This window comes from Staphylococcus sp. HMSC068C09 (genome assembly GCF_001813735.1).
Classification (GTDB): Bacteria; Bacillota; Bacilli; order Staphylococcales; family Staphylococcaceae; genus Staphylococcus; species Staphylococcus hominis.
Map to the genome: position 1 here is coordinate 201740 of NZ_KV813756.1, position 17298 is coordinate 219037.

General features: G+C 30.7%; 15 protein-coding genes. 14 read left to right on the forward strand and 1 reads right to left on the reverse strand.

Annotated features, from left to right (window positions below; all coding sequences use genetic code 11):
- Positions 1-42: 42 nt before the first annotated feature.
- From opp3b to opp4C, 10 genes are all read left to right on the forward strand, one after another.
- Positions 43-969: an oligopeptide ABC transporter permease gene (opp3b, locus tag HMPREF2930_RS05750; protein WP_017175826.1), complete on the forward strand. Its 927-nt coding sequence runs from the start codon at positions 43-45 to the stop codon at positions 967-969.
- Complete coding sequence (gene opp3C, locus HMPREF2930_RS05755) at positions 969-2033, forward strand: oligopeptide ABC transporter permease (protein ID WP_002448155.1); 1065 nt, start codon at positions 969-971, stop codon at positions 2031-2033. The genes opp3b and opp3C overlap by 1 nt, the downstream gene beginning before the upstream one ends.
- Positions 2034-2050: 17 nt before the next feature.
- Positions 2051-3136 carry an ABC transporter ATP-binding protein gene (locus HMPREF2930_RS05760; protein WP_017175825.1) on the forward strand — a complete coding sequence of 362 codons (1086 nt, stop codon included), beginning with the start codon at positions 2051-2053 and terminating at the stop codon, positions 3134-3136.
- Positions 3123-4073: an ABC transporter ATP-binding protein gene (locus HMPREF2930_RS05765; protein WP_017175824.1), complete on the forward strand. Its 951-nt coding sequence runs from the start codon at positions 3123-3125 to the stop codon at positions 4071-4073. Before HMPREF2930_RS05760 ends, HMPREF2930_RS05765 begins: the two co-directional genes overlap by 14 nt.
- A 27-nt stretch (positions 4074-4100) precedes the next feature.
- A complete protein-coding gene (locus tag HMPREF2930_RS05770; RefSeq protein WP_037541182.1) occupies positions 4101-5768 on the forward strand; it encodes a peptide ABC transporter substrate-binding protein in 1668 nt (555 codons plus the stop codon).
- A 165-nt stretch (positions 5769-5933) separates the two neighbouring features.
- On the forward strand, positions 5934-7646 hold the full coding sequence (opp4A, locus tag HMPREF2930_RS05775; RefSeq protein WP_017175822.1) for an oligopeptide ABC transporter substrate-binding protein: 1713 nt from the start codon (positions 5934-5936) through the stop codon (positions 7644-7646).
- Positions 7647-7694: 48 nt separating this feature from the next.
- Positions 7695-8666, forward strand: a complete 972-nt coding sequence (locus HMPREF2930_RS05780) for an ABC transporter ATP-binding protein (protein WP_017175821.1) — start codon at positions 7695-7697, stop codon at positions 8664-8666.
- Positions 8667-8680: 14 nt separating this feature from the next.
- Positions 8681-9649 carry an ABC transporter ATP-binding protein gene (locus HMPREF2930_RS05785; RefSeq protein ID WP_017175820.1) on the forward strand — a complete coding sequence of 323 codons (969 nt, stop codon included), beginning with the start codon at positions 8681-8683 and terminating at the stop codon, positions 9647-9649.
- Between the two features lies 1 nt (position 9650).
- Positions 9651-10613: an oligopeptide ABC transporter permease gene (opp4B, locus tag HMPREF2930_RS05790; protein WP_037541184.1), complete on the forward strand. Its 963-nt coding sequence runs from the start codon at positions 9651-9653 to the stop codon at positions 10611-10613.
- A gap of 20 nt (positions 10614-10633) precedes the next feature.
- On the forward strand, positions 10634-11545 hold the full coding sequence (opp4C, locus tag HMPREF2930_RS05795; RefSeq protein WP_017175818.1) for an oligopeptide ABC transporter permease: 912 nt from the start codon (positions 10634-10636) through the stop codon (positions 11543-11545).
- A 43-nt stretch (positions 11546-11588) separates the two neighbouring features.
- Here opp4C and trpS read toward each other — a convergent pair whose 3' ends face one another.
- Complete coding sequence (gene trpS / locus HMPREF2930_RS05800; RefSeq protein ID WP_017175817.1) at positions 11589-12578, reverse strand: tryptophan--tRNA ligase; 990 nt, start codon at positions 12576-12578, stop codon at positions 11589-11591.
- Between the two features lie 268 nt (positions 12579-12846).
- On the opposite strand from trpS, the gene spxA reads away from it, so the two are divergent.
- The 4 genes from spxA to pepF all read left to right on the forward strand — a co-directional run bounded on the left by spxA (position 12847) and on the right by pepF (position 17104).
- Positions 12847-13242, forward strand: a complete 396-nt coding sequence (gene spxA / locus HMPREF2930_RS05805; RefSeq protein ID WP_002448146.1) for a transcriptional regulator SpxA — start codon at positions 12847-12849, stop codon at positions 13240-13242.
- Positions 13243-13440: 198 nt separating this feature from the next.
- Positions 13441-14160 (forward strand): adaptor protein MecA, encoded by a 720-nt coding sequence (gene mecA, locus HMPREF2930_RS05810; protein WP_002455531.1) that lies wholly within the window; start codon positions 13441-13443, stop codon positions 14158-14160.
- A gap of 112 nt (positions 14161-14272) precedes the next feature.
- A complete protein-coding gene (locus tag HMPREF2930_RS05815) occupies positions 14273-15250 on the forward strand; it encodes a competence protein CoiA (protein WP_037541188.1) in 978 nt (325 codons plus the stop codon).
- A 45-nt stretch (positions 15251-15295) separates the two neighbouring features.
- Positions 15296-17104, forward strand: a complete 1809-nt coding sequence (gene pepF, locus HMPREF2930_RS05820; RefSeq protein WP_017175815.1) for an oligoendopeptidase F — start codon at positions 15296-15298, stop codon at positions 17102-17104.
- The last annotated feature ends 194 nt before the right edge of the window (positions 17105-17298 follow it).

Below are 17298 nucleotides of genomic sequence, written 5' to 3' on the forward strand. Positions count from 1 at the left end.
GGGAATGTTAATTTTGAATATTTAGTAAAGGGGGACTATATGATGACGCGATATATATTAAAACGTTTGGGATATATGGTTTTATCGTTATTTATTATCATCACAATTACATTTTTCTTAATGAAAATGATGCCTGGATCACCATTTAATGATGCTAAATTAAGTGCTGAACAAAAAGCAATTTTAAACGAAAAATATGGATTAAATGATCCAGTAGCAGTGCAATATCTTCATTATTTAAAAAATGTAGTAACTGGAGATTTTGGCTATTCGTTCCAATATCATAATCAACCAGTTTGGTCATTAATTAAACCGAGATTGATTCCTTCTATGGAAATGGGTATTACTGCAATGATTATTGGAGTGATTTTAGGTTTAATTTTAGGCGTAGCTGCTGCTACGAAACAAAACACTTGGGTAGACTATACAACTACTGTTATTTCAGTTATAGCAGTATCAGTACCTTCATTCGTCTTAGCAGTACTATTACAATACGTTTTTGCAGTACGTTTAAGATGGTTTCCAGTGGCAGGATGGGAAGGATTTTCAACAGCAGTATTGCCTTCCTTAGCATTATCAGCAAGTGTAATGGCCACAGTAGCTCGTTATATTCGAGCTGAAATGATAGAGGTACTAAGTTCTGATTACATATTATTAGCAAGAGCTAAAGGTAACTCGCCGATAAGAGTCCTTTTTGGACATGCATTAAGAAATGCATTAATTCCTATTATTACAATTATTGTTCCAATGTTAGCCGGTATTTTAACAGGGACTTTAACTATTGAAAATATCTTTGGTGTACCTGGTTTAGGGGACCAATTCGTTAGATCGATTACAACAAATGATTTCTCAGTTATTATGGCTACTACAATTTTATTTAGTACATTATTTATCGTTTCAATTTTTATCGTAGATATTCTTTATGGTGTAATTGATCCAAGAATCCGTGTACAAGGAGGTAAAAAATAATGCCTGAAAATTTTAATAAACCATTTGATGACCATTCAAATGCAGCGATGTCACATACCTCTGAGGGAGCGGTTGGGACGGATTTTGTTATTAGAGAACTCGATTTAAATAAAGAACCAGAAATACAACGTGAAAGTAAAAACTTCTGGCAAGATGCTTGGACACAGTTGAAAAGAAATAAACTAGCTATTGTCGGTTTGATTGGACTCATTTTAATTGTCATTCTTGCATTTGTAGGACCAGCATTTAGTAAACATGATTATGCTGAACAAGATGTTACTAGACGAAATTTACCTGCTAAAATTCCAGTACTAGATCAAGTACACTTTTTACCTTTTGATGGAACAGGGGCAGATGGTAAGAGCGCTTATAAAGAAGCGGGCGTGAAAGAAAATTTTTGGTTTGGTACAGACCAATTAGGTCGTGATCTTTGGACTAGAACATGGAAAGGTGCTCAAATTTCATTATTTATTGGCATTGTAGCTGCTGCACTAGATATCTTTATAGGAGTCGTTTATGGTGCTATTTCAGGATTTTTTGGGGGACGTGTTGATAATGTGATGCAACGTATTTTAGAAATTATAGCATCTATTCCTAACCTTATTATTGTTATTTTATTTGTATTGATATTTGAACCATCTATTTGGACGATTATTTTAGCTATGTCTATCACCGGATGGTTAGGTATGAGTAGAGTAGTGCGTGGTGAATTTTTAAAACTAAAAAGTCAAGAATTTGTAATGGCTTCAAGAACATTAGGGGCTTCAAAATTTAAATTAATTTTTAAACATATTTTACCGAATACACTAGGTGCCATTGTAGTAACATCTATGTTTACTGTACCAAGTGCAATTTTCTTCGAAGCATTTTTAAGCTTTATTGGTATAGGGGTGCCTGCACCGAAAACATCACTTGGTTCACTCGTAAATGATGGACGAGCAATGTTGTTAATACACCCACACGAATTATTTATTCCAGCTACAGTATTAAGTTTATTAATTTTATTCTTTTACTTATTTAGTGACGGATTACGCGATGCATTTGATCCAAAAATGCGTAAATAACAAAGGAGGCAAAATCTATGTCAGAAAGAGTGTTAGAAGTCAACAACTTGCATGTTTCCTTTGATATTACTGCTGGGGAAGTGCAAGCGGTTAGAGGAGTAGATTTCTTTTTAAATAAAGGGGAAACATTAGCGATTGTCGGAGAATCAGGTTCTGGCAAATCTGTAACAACAAAAGCAATTACAAAATTGTTTCAGGGTGATACAGGGAGAATTAAAAAAGGGACAATTAATTTTTTAGGGGAAGATTTAGCAATTAAATCTGAAAAAGAATTAAACAAACTTCGTGGTAAAGATATTTCTATGATATTTCAAGATCCTATGACGTCATTAAATCCTACGATGCAAATTGGTAAGCAAGTTATGGAACCTTTAATAAAACATCGTCATTATAGTAAATCTGAAGCTAAAAAACGTGCACTTGAGATTTTAAATTTAGTAGGACTACCTAATGCAGAAAAAAGATTTAAAGCATATCCTCATCAATTCTCTGGGGGTCAACGTCAAAGAATTGTTATTGCAACTGCCTTGGCATGCGAACCTAAAATTTTAATTGCAGATGAACCAACGACAGCACTTGATGTAACAATGCAAGCACAGATTTTAGATTTAATGAAAGAATTACAACAAAAAATTGAAACATCTATTATTTTTATTACACATGACTTAGGGGTAGTAGCAAATGTGGCTGATAGAGTGGCTGTTATGTATGGAGGGCAAATGATTGAGACTGGAAATGTCGATGAAATCTTTTATGATCCAAAACATCCATATACATGGGGATTATTATCTTCAATGCCTAATTTAACAACAAGTAACGAGACAGAATTAATTGCAATTCCAGGTACTCCGCCTGATTTATTACATCCACCAAAGGGTGATGCATTTGCAAGACGTAGTCAATATGCACTAGACATTGACTTTAAAGAAGTTCCACCATGGTTTAAAATATCACCTACTCATTATGTAAAATCATGGTTATTAGACGAACGCGCTCCAAAAGTTGAACCGCCAGAGATGGTACAAAAGAGACAACGTCAAATGCCTAATAATTACGACAAGCCACGTCGAGTAGAAAGGGTGTCGTTCGATGGAGAAGAATAAAGAAATATTATTAGAAATTAAAAACTTAAAGCAGTATTTTAATGAAGGTAAACGTAATGAAGTTAGAGCAATAGAAGATATTTCATTTAATATTTATAAAGGGGAAACATTAGGATTAGTAGGAGAATCTGGATGTGGAAAATCTACGACTGGAAAAGCGATTATTAAATTAAATGATATTACTGATGGTGAAATTCTTTATGAAGGACAAGATATTCAGAAGATTGCTAAAAGAAAAGATTTATTAAAATTTAATAAGAAAATTCAAATGATTTTTCAAGATCCATATGCTTCTTTAAATCCTCGTCTAAAAGTCATGGATATTGTAGCAGAAGGTATTGATATTCATAAGTTAGCAAGTGATAAAAAAGATCGTAAACGTCGAGTATATGATTTGCTAGAAACAGTAGGTTTAAGTAAAGAACATGCGAACCGTTACCCTCACGAGTTCTCTGGTGGACAACGTCAACGTATAGGAATTGCTCGTGCTTTAGCTGTAGAACCTGAGTTTATTATTGCAGATGAGCCAATTTCTGCATTAGATGTTTCTATTCAAGCTCAAGTAGTAAATTTAATGCTGAAATTACAAAAAGAACGAGGTATTACTTTCTTATTTATTGCCCATGATTTATCAATGGTCAAATATATTTCTGATCGTATAGCAGTAATGCATTTTGGAAAAATTGTAGAATTAGGATCGTCTGACGAAATTTATTATCATCCTTTACATGATTATACTAAATCACTATTATCTGCTATCCCTCAACCTGATCCTGATAGTGAAAGAACAAGAAAACGAATTGTGTATGAAGAAGATGAATCTAAAAATGCAGAACGTAGACTGCAAGAAATTAGACCTAATCATTACGTTTTTGTAACAGATGAAGAAGCAGTACGTTTAAAAGAACAAGATCAAATTCATCTTCAACATAATTAAGTCTGAGGAAGGGAGGACAAGATTAAGATGAAAAAGATAAATTTTAAAGTGATTTTAGGATTAATCGTGACAACTTTGCTACTTAGTGCATGTGGGAAAGGTGGCGGATTATATGATGATAGTGGTCAGACTTATCGAGTAGCAACATCATCAGATATGAATACTTTGGATACCGTTTTAGCAACTGATACCGTTTCTTTTACAATTTATAATCAAGTTTTCGAAGGATTATATACATTAAATGGAAAAGATGAAGCAATTCCAGGAATAGCTAAAGGTGATCCAAAAGAATCTAATAATGGAAAAACATTAACGATTAAATTACGTAAAAATGCAAAATGGTCAAATGGAGATCCAGTTACAGCACATGATTTTGTATTTGCTTGGAGAAAAGCTGTAGATCCAAAAACGGCTTCAGAATATGCATACATAATGTATGATATTAAAAATGCAGAAGATATTAATTTAGGTAAACACGGAAAAAAACCAAAGGATCTAGGTATTAAAGCCTTAGATGATTACACATTAAAAATTGATCTTACTAAACCTATTCCATATTTTAAACAAATGCTAGCATTTGGTACATTTATGCCACAAAATGAAAAAGCAGTTAAAAAATATGGTGATAAATATGGAACAACTGCTGAAAAAGTAGTATATAATGGTCCGTTTAAAGTGAGTAAATGGGCAGTAGAAGATAAAATTATGCTGACCAAAAATGATAATTATTGGGATAAAAAGGCTGTTAAATTAGATAGAGTAAATTATAAAATTTTAAAAGATACTCAAGCTGGGGCATCACTATATGATACCAATTCGGTAGATAGTGCAGGTATCACGTCTGAACAAGTCGATAAATATAAAGATGATCCAGGTCTATTCAAACGTTTAATAGCATCTACTTTCTTCTTGAAAATGAATGAAAAACAGCAACCAGAGTTCAAAAATAGAGATATGCGTTTAGCAATCGCACAATCTGTAAATAAAAGAGATTATGTTAATGAAGTTCTAGGAACAGGTGCTAAACCTTTTGATGGTTTCACTGCACGAGATACTGTTAAAACACCTGAAGGAAAAGATTATGCGAGTACTGTTAAATCACCTTTAAAATTTAACCCTAAAGAAGCCAAACAACATCTGAATAAGGCGAAAAAAGCTTTAGGAAAAGATAAATTCACTTTTACTTTAAATACTGAAGATACACCAGATTCAAAAATTTCTGCAGAATTTATTAAATCTCAAATTGAATCTAATTTACCAGGTGTAACAGTTAAAATTAAACAATTACCATTCAAACAAAGAGTAGAAGCAGAGTTATCAATGAATTATTCAATGTCATTATCAGGTTGGGGTCCTGACTATCCAGATCCAACTACATTTTTAGATACAATGACTACTGGCAATGCCCAAAATAATACTGGATGGGGAAGTAAAGAGTACGATAATTTATTAAAAAAAGCGAATGGAGAATTATTGCAAAAACCTAAAGAACGTTTTGCGACGATGAGACAAGCTGAGGAGCTATTTTTAAACGATGCACCCGTAGCTCCAATTTATCAAAAAGGAACAGCTACATTAAGAAATCCACAAGTAAAAGGTATAGAATATCATCAAATCGGTGGAGATTATTCACTTAAACATGTATATATCGATAAATCAATTGATCGTGAAACAGGAAAAAAGAAAGATAACTAATTAAATATTCAAAAAAGTAATCTCAAGTTATAATACTTGGGGTTATTTTTATTTAAAAATTTAAATAATATAATTATCAGAAAATTCTTAAAATATATTTGTTAAATTTTATTTTAGAAGTAAAATAAGAAAAACATCATAGAATATACAGGAGGCTTGATATTAATGAAAGTAATTGGAAAGTATTTAATTCTTTTATTAGTAGCAATATTAGTATTGAGTGGATGTGGAAAAGGCGGAGGAAATTCTAAAGACGCTACTACATCTAAAACCGAAACATCTAATCATAAGGGTGGAGTATTAAATGTAGCTCTAAATGCTGCACCTTCAGGAACTTTATCATCTTTATTAAGTTCTGACGCTTCGGACTCATCAGTAGAAAATTATTTTAATGAGGTACTTATTAAACTTGATAAAAATTTAAAACCTAAGCCATATATTGCATCTTGGAAAGACATTGATCCAGGCAAAAAAATTAAATTTTCAATTAAAAAGGGAATTAAATGGCATGATGGTAATGAATTAACGATTGACGATTGGATTTATTCTTTAAATGTGTTAGCAGATAAAGATTATAATGGAAATTATTATCCAGTAGTTGAAAATATCGAGGGATCTAAAGAAAAACATGAAGGCCAAGCAGATTCAATTAGTGGTATTAAAAAAGTAGATAAATACACTATGGAAGTGACTTTCAAAGATAAAAAAGTTAATTATCTAGAAAGTTTCTTTGCTGGACCTTTATTAAGTAAGAAATATTTAAGTGATGTTCCTGTAAAAGACCTAGCTAAGTCAGATAAGGTTAGAAAACATCCAATAGGTATTGGACCATACAAAGTTAAAAAGGTAGTTCAAGGTGAAGCGGTACAATTGGAAAAATTTAATGACTACTGGCAAGGAAAACCAGGGTTAGACAAAATAAATTTAAAAGTAATTGATCAAACACAAATCGTTAAAGCTATGAAAAATGGTGAAATCGATATGACTGATAGTACTACTGGTAGTATTGCTCAAGAAGCTAAAAAATCAGGAGATGGAAAACTTAAAGTATTGTCAACTCCAGGCACAGATTATGCAGTAATAGGATTTGTATCTCATGATTATGATAAAGATAAAAATAAAACTGGAGCAGAACGTCCAAAATATAAAGAAAAAGAGCTTAGACAAGCAATGTTATATGCAATTGATAGAAAAAAATGGATAAAAGCGTTTTATCAAGGATATGGTAAAGAACTAAATAGCTTTGTACCATCAATTCATTGGATTGCAGCTAATCAAAAAGATTTAAATGACTATAACTATGATCCAGAAAAAGCTAAAAAAATATTAGATAAATTAGGATATAAAGATAGAAATGGTGATGGGTTCAGAGAAGACCCTAATGGTAAACCATTTGAAATTAATTTAAAACACTATTCTGGATCAAATCCAACATTTGAACCTAGAACTGCAGCAATTAAAGATTTCTGGGAAAAAGTCGGTTTGAAAACGAATGTGAAAATGGTGGAATTTGGTAAATATAATGATGACTTAGCTCAAGCTTCTAAAGATATGGAAGTTTACTTTAGAACATGGACAGGTGGTTCTGATCCAGATCCTTCTGATTTATATCATTCTGATAGACCACAAAATGAAATGCGTACTACAGATAAAACTTCTGATAAATTATTAGATGATGCATTGGATTTCTCAAAAGTAGGAAATAATGATAAAAAACGTAAAAAAATATATCTAGAATGGCAAAAACATACTAATGATACACTACCAGCATTACCTATTGTTCAATTAGACACTCTAACTGTCGTTAATGACAAAGTGAAAAATGTGGACATTAAAATAGGATCAGATATGGATTTATATAAATTAACCAAAGAATGATTAGGATAAACCTCGACTTTAGTCGGGGTTTATTGATTGGAGTAAGCGATGGATAAATATTTATTAGAAATTAAAGATTTAGAAACTTCGATTAAAATTGAAAATAAATGGTATCCGACAATTGATCAGATATCTTTAAACTTAGAAAAAAATGAAATATTAGGTGTTGTGGGGGAATCGGGTTGTGGAAAATCTATACTTAATAAATCGGTTATTAGATTATTGCCTGATAGAATTTCAAAAATAACAAATGGAAAAGTCATATTTGATAGTAAAGATTTAACGAAAATAACAGAAAAAGAATATCAAAATATTCGTGGCAAAGAAATAGGTATGATCTTTCAGGAACCAATGACTGCATTAAACCCAGTTTTTAAAATTAAGGAACAAATTATTGAACCTATAATTTTACATTTAAAAAAGAATAAAAAAGAAGCATATCAATTAGCAAAACAGTTATTAGAAGACGTTGGTATAGCAAGAGTAGAAGAAGTATTAAATAGTTATCCCCATCAACTATCAGGTGGAATGCGTCAAAGAGTGATGATTGCTATTGCAATTTCATGTAATCCTAAATTATTAATTGCAGATGAACCTACAACTGCCTTAGATGTTACGGTTCAAGCACAAATTCTAGATTTACTGAAGAAATTACAACGAAAAAATAAAATGTCTATTATTTTAGTAACTCATGATTTAAGTGTTGTATCTGAATTTTGTGATTCAGTCATGGTCATGTATGCTGGCCAAATTGTTGAATATGGAAATTTGAAAGACGTAATAGTAAATTCTAAACATCCATATACAAAAAAATTATTAAATACAATTCCAAAATTAGATGAAGATACTGAATATCTTGAAGTTATAGAGGGACTAGTTCCAAATATAACAGAATTTAATAATAAGCAATGTCGTTTTGTTAATAGATGCCCTAAAAAAATGAATATCTGTAGTCAATGCGAACCTAAGCTTCTAAATATAAATAATAGTAAGGTACGTTGTCATCTATTTAATGATTAGAAAGGAAAAGAAATATGGATTACATCTTAGAAATACAGAATTTAAAAACTTACTATTCTATTAAAAATGGTCTTTTTAAAAAGAATCAATATGTAAAAGCGGTAGATAATATCACATTAAAAATAAAAAAAGGACAAACATTTGGTTTAGTAGGTGAATCAGGTTGTGGGAAATCTACTCTTGGTAAGTCTGTTGTACGCTTAGAAAATATAACATCTGGCGATATTAAAATATGCGGTAGAAGTATTACTAAACTTAAAGGTAAAGAATTAAGAAATGCACGCAAAGATTTTCAGATGATTTTTCAAGATCCTTATGCATCTTTAAACCCTATGCAAATGGTTGGTGATATTGTAGGTGAGCCCTTACTAAATTATCATCTTGTAGATAAAAAGAATTTGAAAGATGAAGTACTATACTTATTAAAATGTGTAGGTATGAGCGAAGAAGCATATTATAAATATGCTCATCAATTTTCAGGAGGACAGCGTCAAAGAATTGGAATTGCTAGAGCTTTAGCAATACGACCTAAGTTAATTGTTGCAGATGAACCTGTAAGTGCATTAGATGTATCAGTACAATCACAAGTTTTGAATCTATTGAAAGATTTACAGAAAGAATTTAGTCTCAGTTATCTCTTTATAGCACATGACTTAAGCGTTGTGAAACATATTAGTGATGTCATAGGCGTAATGTATCTAGGTCATTTGGTTGAAATAGCGGATAGCCATGAACTATATACTCATGCTTATCATCCATATACTAAAGCACTTATATCTTCAATACCACAATTTAATAAACAAAAATCAAATAGAGTTATTTTAAATGGAGAATTACCTTCTCCAAGTAATCCACCACAAGGATGTCCGTTTCACACTAGGTGTCCAATAGCAAAAAAAATATGTTCAGAAAAAAGACCTAAATTAAAAGAAATTAAGCCTAATCATTATGTTGCTTGTTTCTATAGCGAAGGAGGAGAGTGAAGTGCTAAGACTTATAATAAAAAGATTTTTATTAATGATTCCTTTACTGTTTTTGATATCTATAGTGGTATTTAGTTTAGCAATCATTCAACCTGGTGATCCATTTACAGGACAATATAATCCTCATATTAAACAAGAGGCAATTGAAGCTCAAAAAGAAAAATTAGGTCTTAATGACTCAATTCCTATACAATATATTAGATGGGTAGATAATGTGACTCATGGTAATCTAGGAGAATCAATTAAATATAAACGACCAGTACTTGAATTAATAAGTGAACGTATACCTAATACAATATTATTAGGGACAGTTTCGTTAATCATTACATACATATTATCTTTTATATTAGGGATTATATCTGGTAGATATGCCTATACACTAAGTGATTATACAATTCAAATATTCAACTATATTATGCTAGCTATTCCTTCATTTATAGCAGGTGTTTTTGCAATATATTTATTCGCATTTCAAATTCCAATATTTCCTTTTCAAGGTTCTGTTGATATTAATTTAGAAGAAGGAACGTTTAGTTACTATATAAGTAAAATATATCATACGTTATTACCTGCTTTAACATTAGGTTTGTTATCTACTGCTGGTTATATTCAATACCTTAGAAATGATATTATTGATAATTCAAATAAAGATTATGTTCTAACAGCGAAAGCTAAGGGTTTATCAACTAATAAAATTTATAATAAGCATATTTTACGAAATTCACTTATTCCTATAATTACATTTTTAGGGGCAGATATTGTAAGTATTTTAGGTGGCGCAGTAATAACTGAAACTATTTTTTCATTTAATGGTATAGGAAAATTATTTTTAGAATCAGTAACAGGCCAAGATTATCCATTAATGATGGCTTTAACACTTTTCTTTTCATTCTTAGGTCTATTTGGCAATCTTATCTCTGATGTTACATATAATTTTATAGATCCAAGAATTCACAGTAATTAAATAAAAGAGGCAAGAGTATTATGAAAAAAGAACGAAGCAGTAAAAAAAATTCTACTAAAAAAATTTATTCTCCAACACAATTAGCTTTAAAAAAGTTTTTAAAAAATAAAATTGCAATGGTATCCTTAATATTTTTATTTTTCTTAGCTATTATTTCTATTATTGCACCGTTATTAGCTCCTCTACCAATTAATCAACAAGATCTTTTAAATATTAAAGGTGATATGTCTTCACATAATATTTTAGGCACTGATTCTGGAGGAAGAGACAATTTTAGCAGATTATTATATGCAGGGAGAGTTTCGTTAACGATTGGACTAACTTCGACTATTGGTATGTTGATCATTGGAATTACAATTGGAGTAATATCAGGTTATTTTGGAGGTATAACTGACACAATATTAATGAGAATTACAGAATTTGTGATGTTATTTCCATTTTTAATTTTTGCAATTGTTCTAAATGCAGCATTAGGAGATAAAATTAAAAATCCATACGGTTCTGCATTGATTTTAATAGTGGTTATTATCATTTTAAGTTGGGGTGGGATAGCGAGACTTATAAGAGGTAAAGTGATGCAAGAAAAAGAAAATGAGTATTTCTTAGCAGCTAAATCCATAGGAACTCCTACACATAAAATTATCTTAAAACACTTATTACCTAATATTATTAGTGTTGTTATTGTTCAAACGACATTAACCTTTGCTGGTATGATTGTAGTTGAATCAGGACTAAGTTTTTTAGGATTTGGTATTAGTAAGTCTATTCCTTCATGGGGAAATATGTTAAGCGATGCTCAAGAAGGTGATGTAATTAGTTCTAAACCATGGATTTGGATGCCTCCTGCATTAATGATTATGTTTACTATATTAAGTATTAATTTTGTTGGTGAAGGTTTAAAAGATGCGTTTAATCCAAAAGATAGAAGATAATGATAAAAAAGCGACTGATCAATATTGATCAATCGCTTTTAATTTATCTCTTACGTCCTAAGCCCATTGCACGTTCCATTTTTTTCAGTGTTTTAAAAGAAGCTTTTTGAGCTTTGTCACGCCCTTGATCTAAGATGTCATCCAATCTATCTGAATTATAAAATTCGTTATATTTTTCTTGGAAATGTACTAAAAAGTCTTTAACTACTTCTGATAAGTCTGTTTTGAATGTTCCGTATCCTTCATTCTCGTATTGTGTTTCAAGCTCTTTAATAGATTTATTAGTTAAACTTGAATAAATTGTAAGTAGGTTAGAAATTCCTGGTTTATTGTCTTTATCAAACTTGATAATACCATCTGAATCAGTTACAGCGCTTTTAATTTTTTTCGCTGCAACATTTGGTTCGTCAAGTAATGAGATAAAGTTTTTTTGATTATCATCACTTTTACTCATTTTCTTTGTTGGATCCTGTAAACTCATTACACGTCCCCCAACTTTTGGCATACGAATTTCTGGTTTAACTAATATATCGTTATAACGACTATTAAAACGTTCTACTAAATTTCTAGTAAGTTCCATATGTTGTTTTTGGTCTTCACCTACGGGCACAATATTTGTATTATAAATAACAATATCAGCTGCCATTAAAGGTGGATAAGTTAATAAACCAGCTGGAATACCATCTGTACGTTTTTGCGCTTTATCTTTATATTGCGTCATACGTTCAAGCTCGCCAACACTTGAAATGGTCGTTAACATCCAACCGGCTTGAACATGTGCTGGAACTTCTGATTGAATAAATAATGTTGATTTATCTGGATCAATACCTGAAGCTAAATAAATTGCTGCTAACTGACGAATTTGTTTACGCAATTTGATTTTATCTTGTGGGACAGTAATCGCATGTTGGTCTACAATACAAAAGTAACAGTTGTAATCGTTCTGTACGTCTGAAAATTGTTTTAATGCACCAATATAGTTACCTAATGTAGGTATCCCACTTGGCTGTATTCCTGAAAATAATGTCTCCATATAGATGCCTACTTTCTTTAAAAATAATTCATTTTAACTAGATTATAACAGTATTTTTTTAAATTGTAAGTTATGTTATAATAGAGATACACATAAGAAATTAGATTTTGTAGAGAAATTTTTAGAAAATTTGAAATTTCTCAGAAAAATTAGGATTTTCTCATTTAATTTTAATGTTAGCATATTATACTTATAATATAAGCTTAAGACAAATTAGCATAATTATTAATATAATGAATAATATTTATTCAATAGGAGAGTGAGATGTATGGTAACATTATTTACATCACCAAGTTGCACATCTTGCCGTAAAGCGAAAGCATGGTTACAAGAACATGATATTCCGTATACGGAGCGTAACATTTTTTCTGAACATTTAACAATTGATGAAATTAAACAAATTTTAAAAATGACTGAAGATGGAACAGATGAAATTATTTCAACTCGTTCTAAAACTTATCAAAAATTAAACGTAGATATTGATTCTTTACCACTGCAAGATTTATATACGATTATTCAAGATAATCCTGGACTATTACGTCGTCCAATTATTTTAGACGAAAAACGCTTGCAAGTTGGATATAACGAAGATGAAATTAGACGTTTCTTACCTAGAAAGGTTCGTACTTTCCAATTACAAGAAGCGCAACGTTTAGTCGACTAATATTTAAAATTTAAGAACCTATTATTTAACAGCACTGGCTTAGCTATAGTGCTGTTTTTTATAATAAAAAAAGGGAATATAATATGATATAGTGTCCTATTTAAAATAGTGAAATTTAATCAAACAAATAAATTGTAATTTAACTTACGTTCTAATACAATATGGTTACTATTCATCGACTGTAAGGAGTGAGATGATATGAGAATAGAACGCGTTGACGACACAACTGTGAAATTATTTATCACTTATGGTGATATTGAAGCAAGAGGATTTAGTCGTGAAGATTTATGGACAAATCGTAAGCGTGGTGAAGAATTCTTTTGGTCAATGATGGACGAGATTAATGAAGAAGAAGATTTTGTGGTTGAAGGACCTCTTTGGATTCAAGTACATGCATTTGAAAAAGGTGTGGAAGTCACAATCTCTAAATCTAAAAATGAAGAAGCAATGAACATGTCAGATGATCATGCAAATGAGCAATTTGAGGAACAAGTGAATGAATTGCTAGCTAATACATTAGAACAAGAAGAAAGTATTGAAGATTTATTTGAACAACGTGCACAACAAAAACAAGCACATAAATCTAAACGTAAACCATCACAACAACGTTCTAGTTTAAGAACAATTATTGTGAAATTTGAAGACTTAGAAGAAGTCATTCATTACGCTTATCATCATAATCTATCTACAGATGAGTTTGAAGATTTATTGTATATGAGTGATTCACATTACTACTATGCAATTCACTTCGATAGTACTGTTAGCCAAGAGACAATTAATGATAGCTACAGTCAATTACTTGAATTCGCTTATCCTAGTGATAAGACAGAAGTGTATTTAAATGATTACGCTAAAATTATTATGAGTCATAATGTTACTTCACAAGTACGTCGTTATTTTACTGATTCAGTAGAATAATATATAACGATTAATTGAGAGTAGAAAAGAAATTTAAAATAAATTTCTTTTCTACTCTCTTTTTTAAAAGTAAATGGATCATCTTAAACGTTTAATAGTATGAGGTGAATGCATGTTAGTAGCGATTAATCGTAATAATGAAACCGTATATGCTCATCAAGCCATCATTACTGAAGAATACCGATGTCCATATTGCAAAGAAAAACTTCTTTTAAAAAAAGGGTTAAAAAAGATTCCACATTTTGCCCATGTTTCTCAAGTTAAAAGAAGATGCATGAAAAATGAAACAGAAAAACATTACTACGTTAAATTTTTTATTGCTCAACGTTTAAAACAATATCACTTTAATGTTGAAATAGAACCTTATTTTTCTAAAATTATGCAGTATCCTGATATTCTTGTGGATGCTAAAGTAGCTATAGAAGTTCAATTTTCAAGAATAAGTATAAAAGAGGTTAAATCTCGATCAAGAGGATTTGAACAAATTGGAGTTGCAGTTATTTGGCTTATCGAACAATTACAATATCGTAAGGGTTATTTATACTTGAACACGTTTCAAGCTTATTTCATTAATCCGATTGATAGAACGTTATATAGTTGGGAGCATGAAAAACAACTGATAGTAAAGTATGTCAATATACAACATATTGGTGGCCGAAAATTTATTGCGCATAGACGAATTATTCAAATTTCTGAATTATTATCATTCAATGAAAAAAAGAATGAGTCATATTGTTATAAATTGTCAAATAGACATATCAGTCGTTATATTTTTAATTGTAGAAAAAAACGTTCGGTGTTAGAACCGTCTTTAAGTGCTATGTATCAATTACAAATAACTGACGATGAGGTATGTAGAGATACAGGTTATATTTTTTCGTATCAAATTTTTATTGAAAATCATCCAGTACAATGGCAACTCAAGCTTAAGTTGTTGTTAAAACATAACCTTCCCAAGCATTATTTAATGTCGTATTTGAAATTCAGACAATTTTATCTACAGGATATTAATAAAGAAGAAATTACTTTAAAGTTAATAGATGATTATATTCAACAAGTAAGTGGGAGTTTAAACGTGCAAAATAAATAAAATAATGAGAAAATTATAACATTAATTCATTTAGGAGGTACATGTATGAGTCAACAACTTACTAGAGAAGAGCAAGAACGAAAATATCCAAATGAAACTTGGGATTTAACAACTATTTTTGAAAGCGATGAAGCTTTTGAAAAAGCATTAAAAGAGGTAGAAAGTTACCTAGGTAAAGAAGAACAATTTAAAGGACATCTAGGAGATAGTGCTAAAACTTTATATAATGCTTTAGCTTTAGAAGATGAGATTGGAACACAATTAGAAAAGGTGTATGTTTATGCACATTTAAAACAAGACCAAGATACATCTAACGATAAATATACTGGTTTTGAATCTCGTGCGCATCAACTCATCATAAAAATTAGCTCAGCATGGAGTTTCTTAGTTCCAGAGATTTTGCAAATTGATGAAGAGAAATTAGAATCTTTTATTAAGAGTAACGATGATTTAAAACGTTATGCATTTGACTTGAAATTAATTAATGAAAAACGTCCACATATTTTAGATGCTGATAAAGAAAAATTATTAACCCAAGCGCAAGATGCATTATCAACTCCAGAAAATGTCTATGGCATGTTTAGTAATGCTGATTTAGAATTTAAAGATGCAGTAGATAAAGATGGAAAAAAACATCCTTTAACACAAGGTACATTTATTAAATATTTAGAATCAGATGATCGTGAATTACGTCAGTCAGCTTATAACAACTTATATGAAGCGTATGGTGCATATAACAATACATTAGGCTCAACTTTAGCTGGTGAAGTTAAGAAAAATATTTTCAATGCTCGTGCGCATAACTATAAAACGGCACGTGAACGCGCTTTAAGTAATAACCATATTCCTGAAGAAGTATATGATAATTTAGTTGCAACAGTTCATAAATATCTTCCATTGTTGCATAAATACACTCAATTGAGAAAAGAACTTTTGGGTATTGATGATTTGAAAATGTATGACATTTATACTCCATTAGTTAAAGATGTTAAATTTGAAATGCCATATGACGAAGCTAAAGAATGGATGCTAAAAGCGCTAGAACCAATGGGAAAAGAATATTTAGATGTAGTTAAAGAAGGTTTAAATCATCGTTGGGTAGATGTTTATGAGAATAAAGGAAAACGCTCAGGTGCTTATTCTTCAGGCGCACATTTAACTAATCCATTTATTTTATTAAATTGGTCTGATACAATCTCTGATTTATATACACTTGTGCATGAATTTGGACATTCTGCACATAGTTACTTTAGTCGTAAAAATCAACCATCAAACTCTAGTGATTATTCTATCTTTGTAGCTGAAGTTGCTTCAACATGTAATGAAGCTCTACTAAGTGATTATATGGATAAACATTTAGATGATGATCGACGTCTATTATTACTAAACCAAGAACTTGAGCGTTTCAGAGCAACATTATTCCGTCAAACTATGTTTGCTGAATTTGAACATAAAATTCATCAAATTGAGGAAGCGGGAGAGCCATTAACATCAACTCGTATGAATGAAGAGTACGCTAAATTAAATAGACTATACTTTGGTGATGTGGTAGAAACAGATGATCATATTAGTAAAGAGTGGTCTCGTATTCCACACTTCTATATGAATTATTATGTGTACCAATATGCAACTGGATACAGTGCAGCTCAAAGTTTAAGTCATCAAATTTTAACAGAAGGACAACCTGCTGTTGAAAGATATATAAATGAATTCTTGAAAAAAGGTAGTTCTAATTACCCAATTGAGATTCTTAAGAATGCAGGTGTAGATATGACTACACCAGAACCTATAGAGCAAGCGTGTGAAGTTTTTGAACAAAAATTAGAAGCATTTGAAAAATTAATGAAGCACTAAAAATAGTGTATTCGTTTTCAATGTGTCTAATTTGTGACATTTCGGATGGAAATGTAGTTTAATATTGAAACGACGTTTTGAGCGTGTTATATTATATACATGAAATTAATCACATAACAAACATACCCCTTTGTTTGAAGTGAAAAATTTCTCCCATCCCCTTTGTTTAGCGTCGTGTAATCAGACACGGCGTT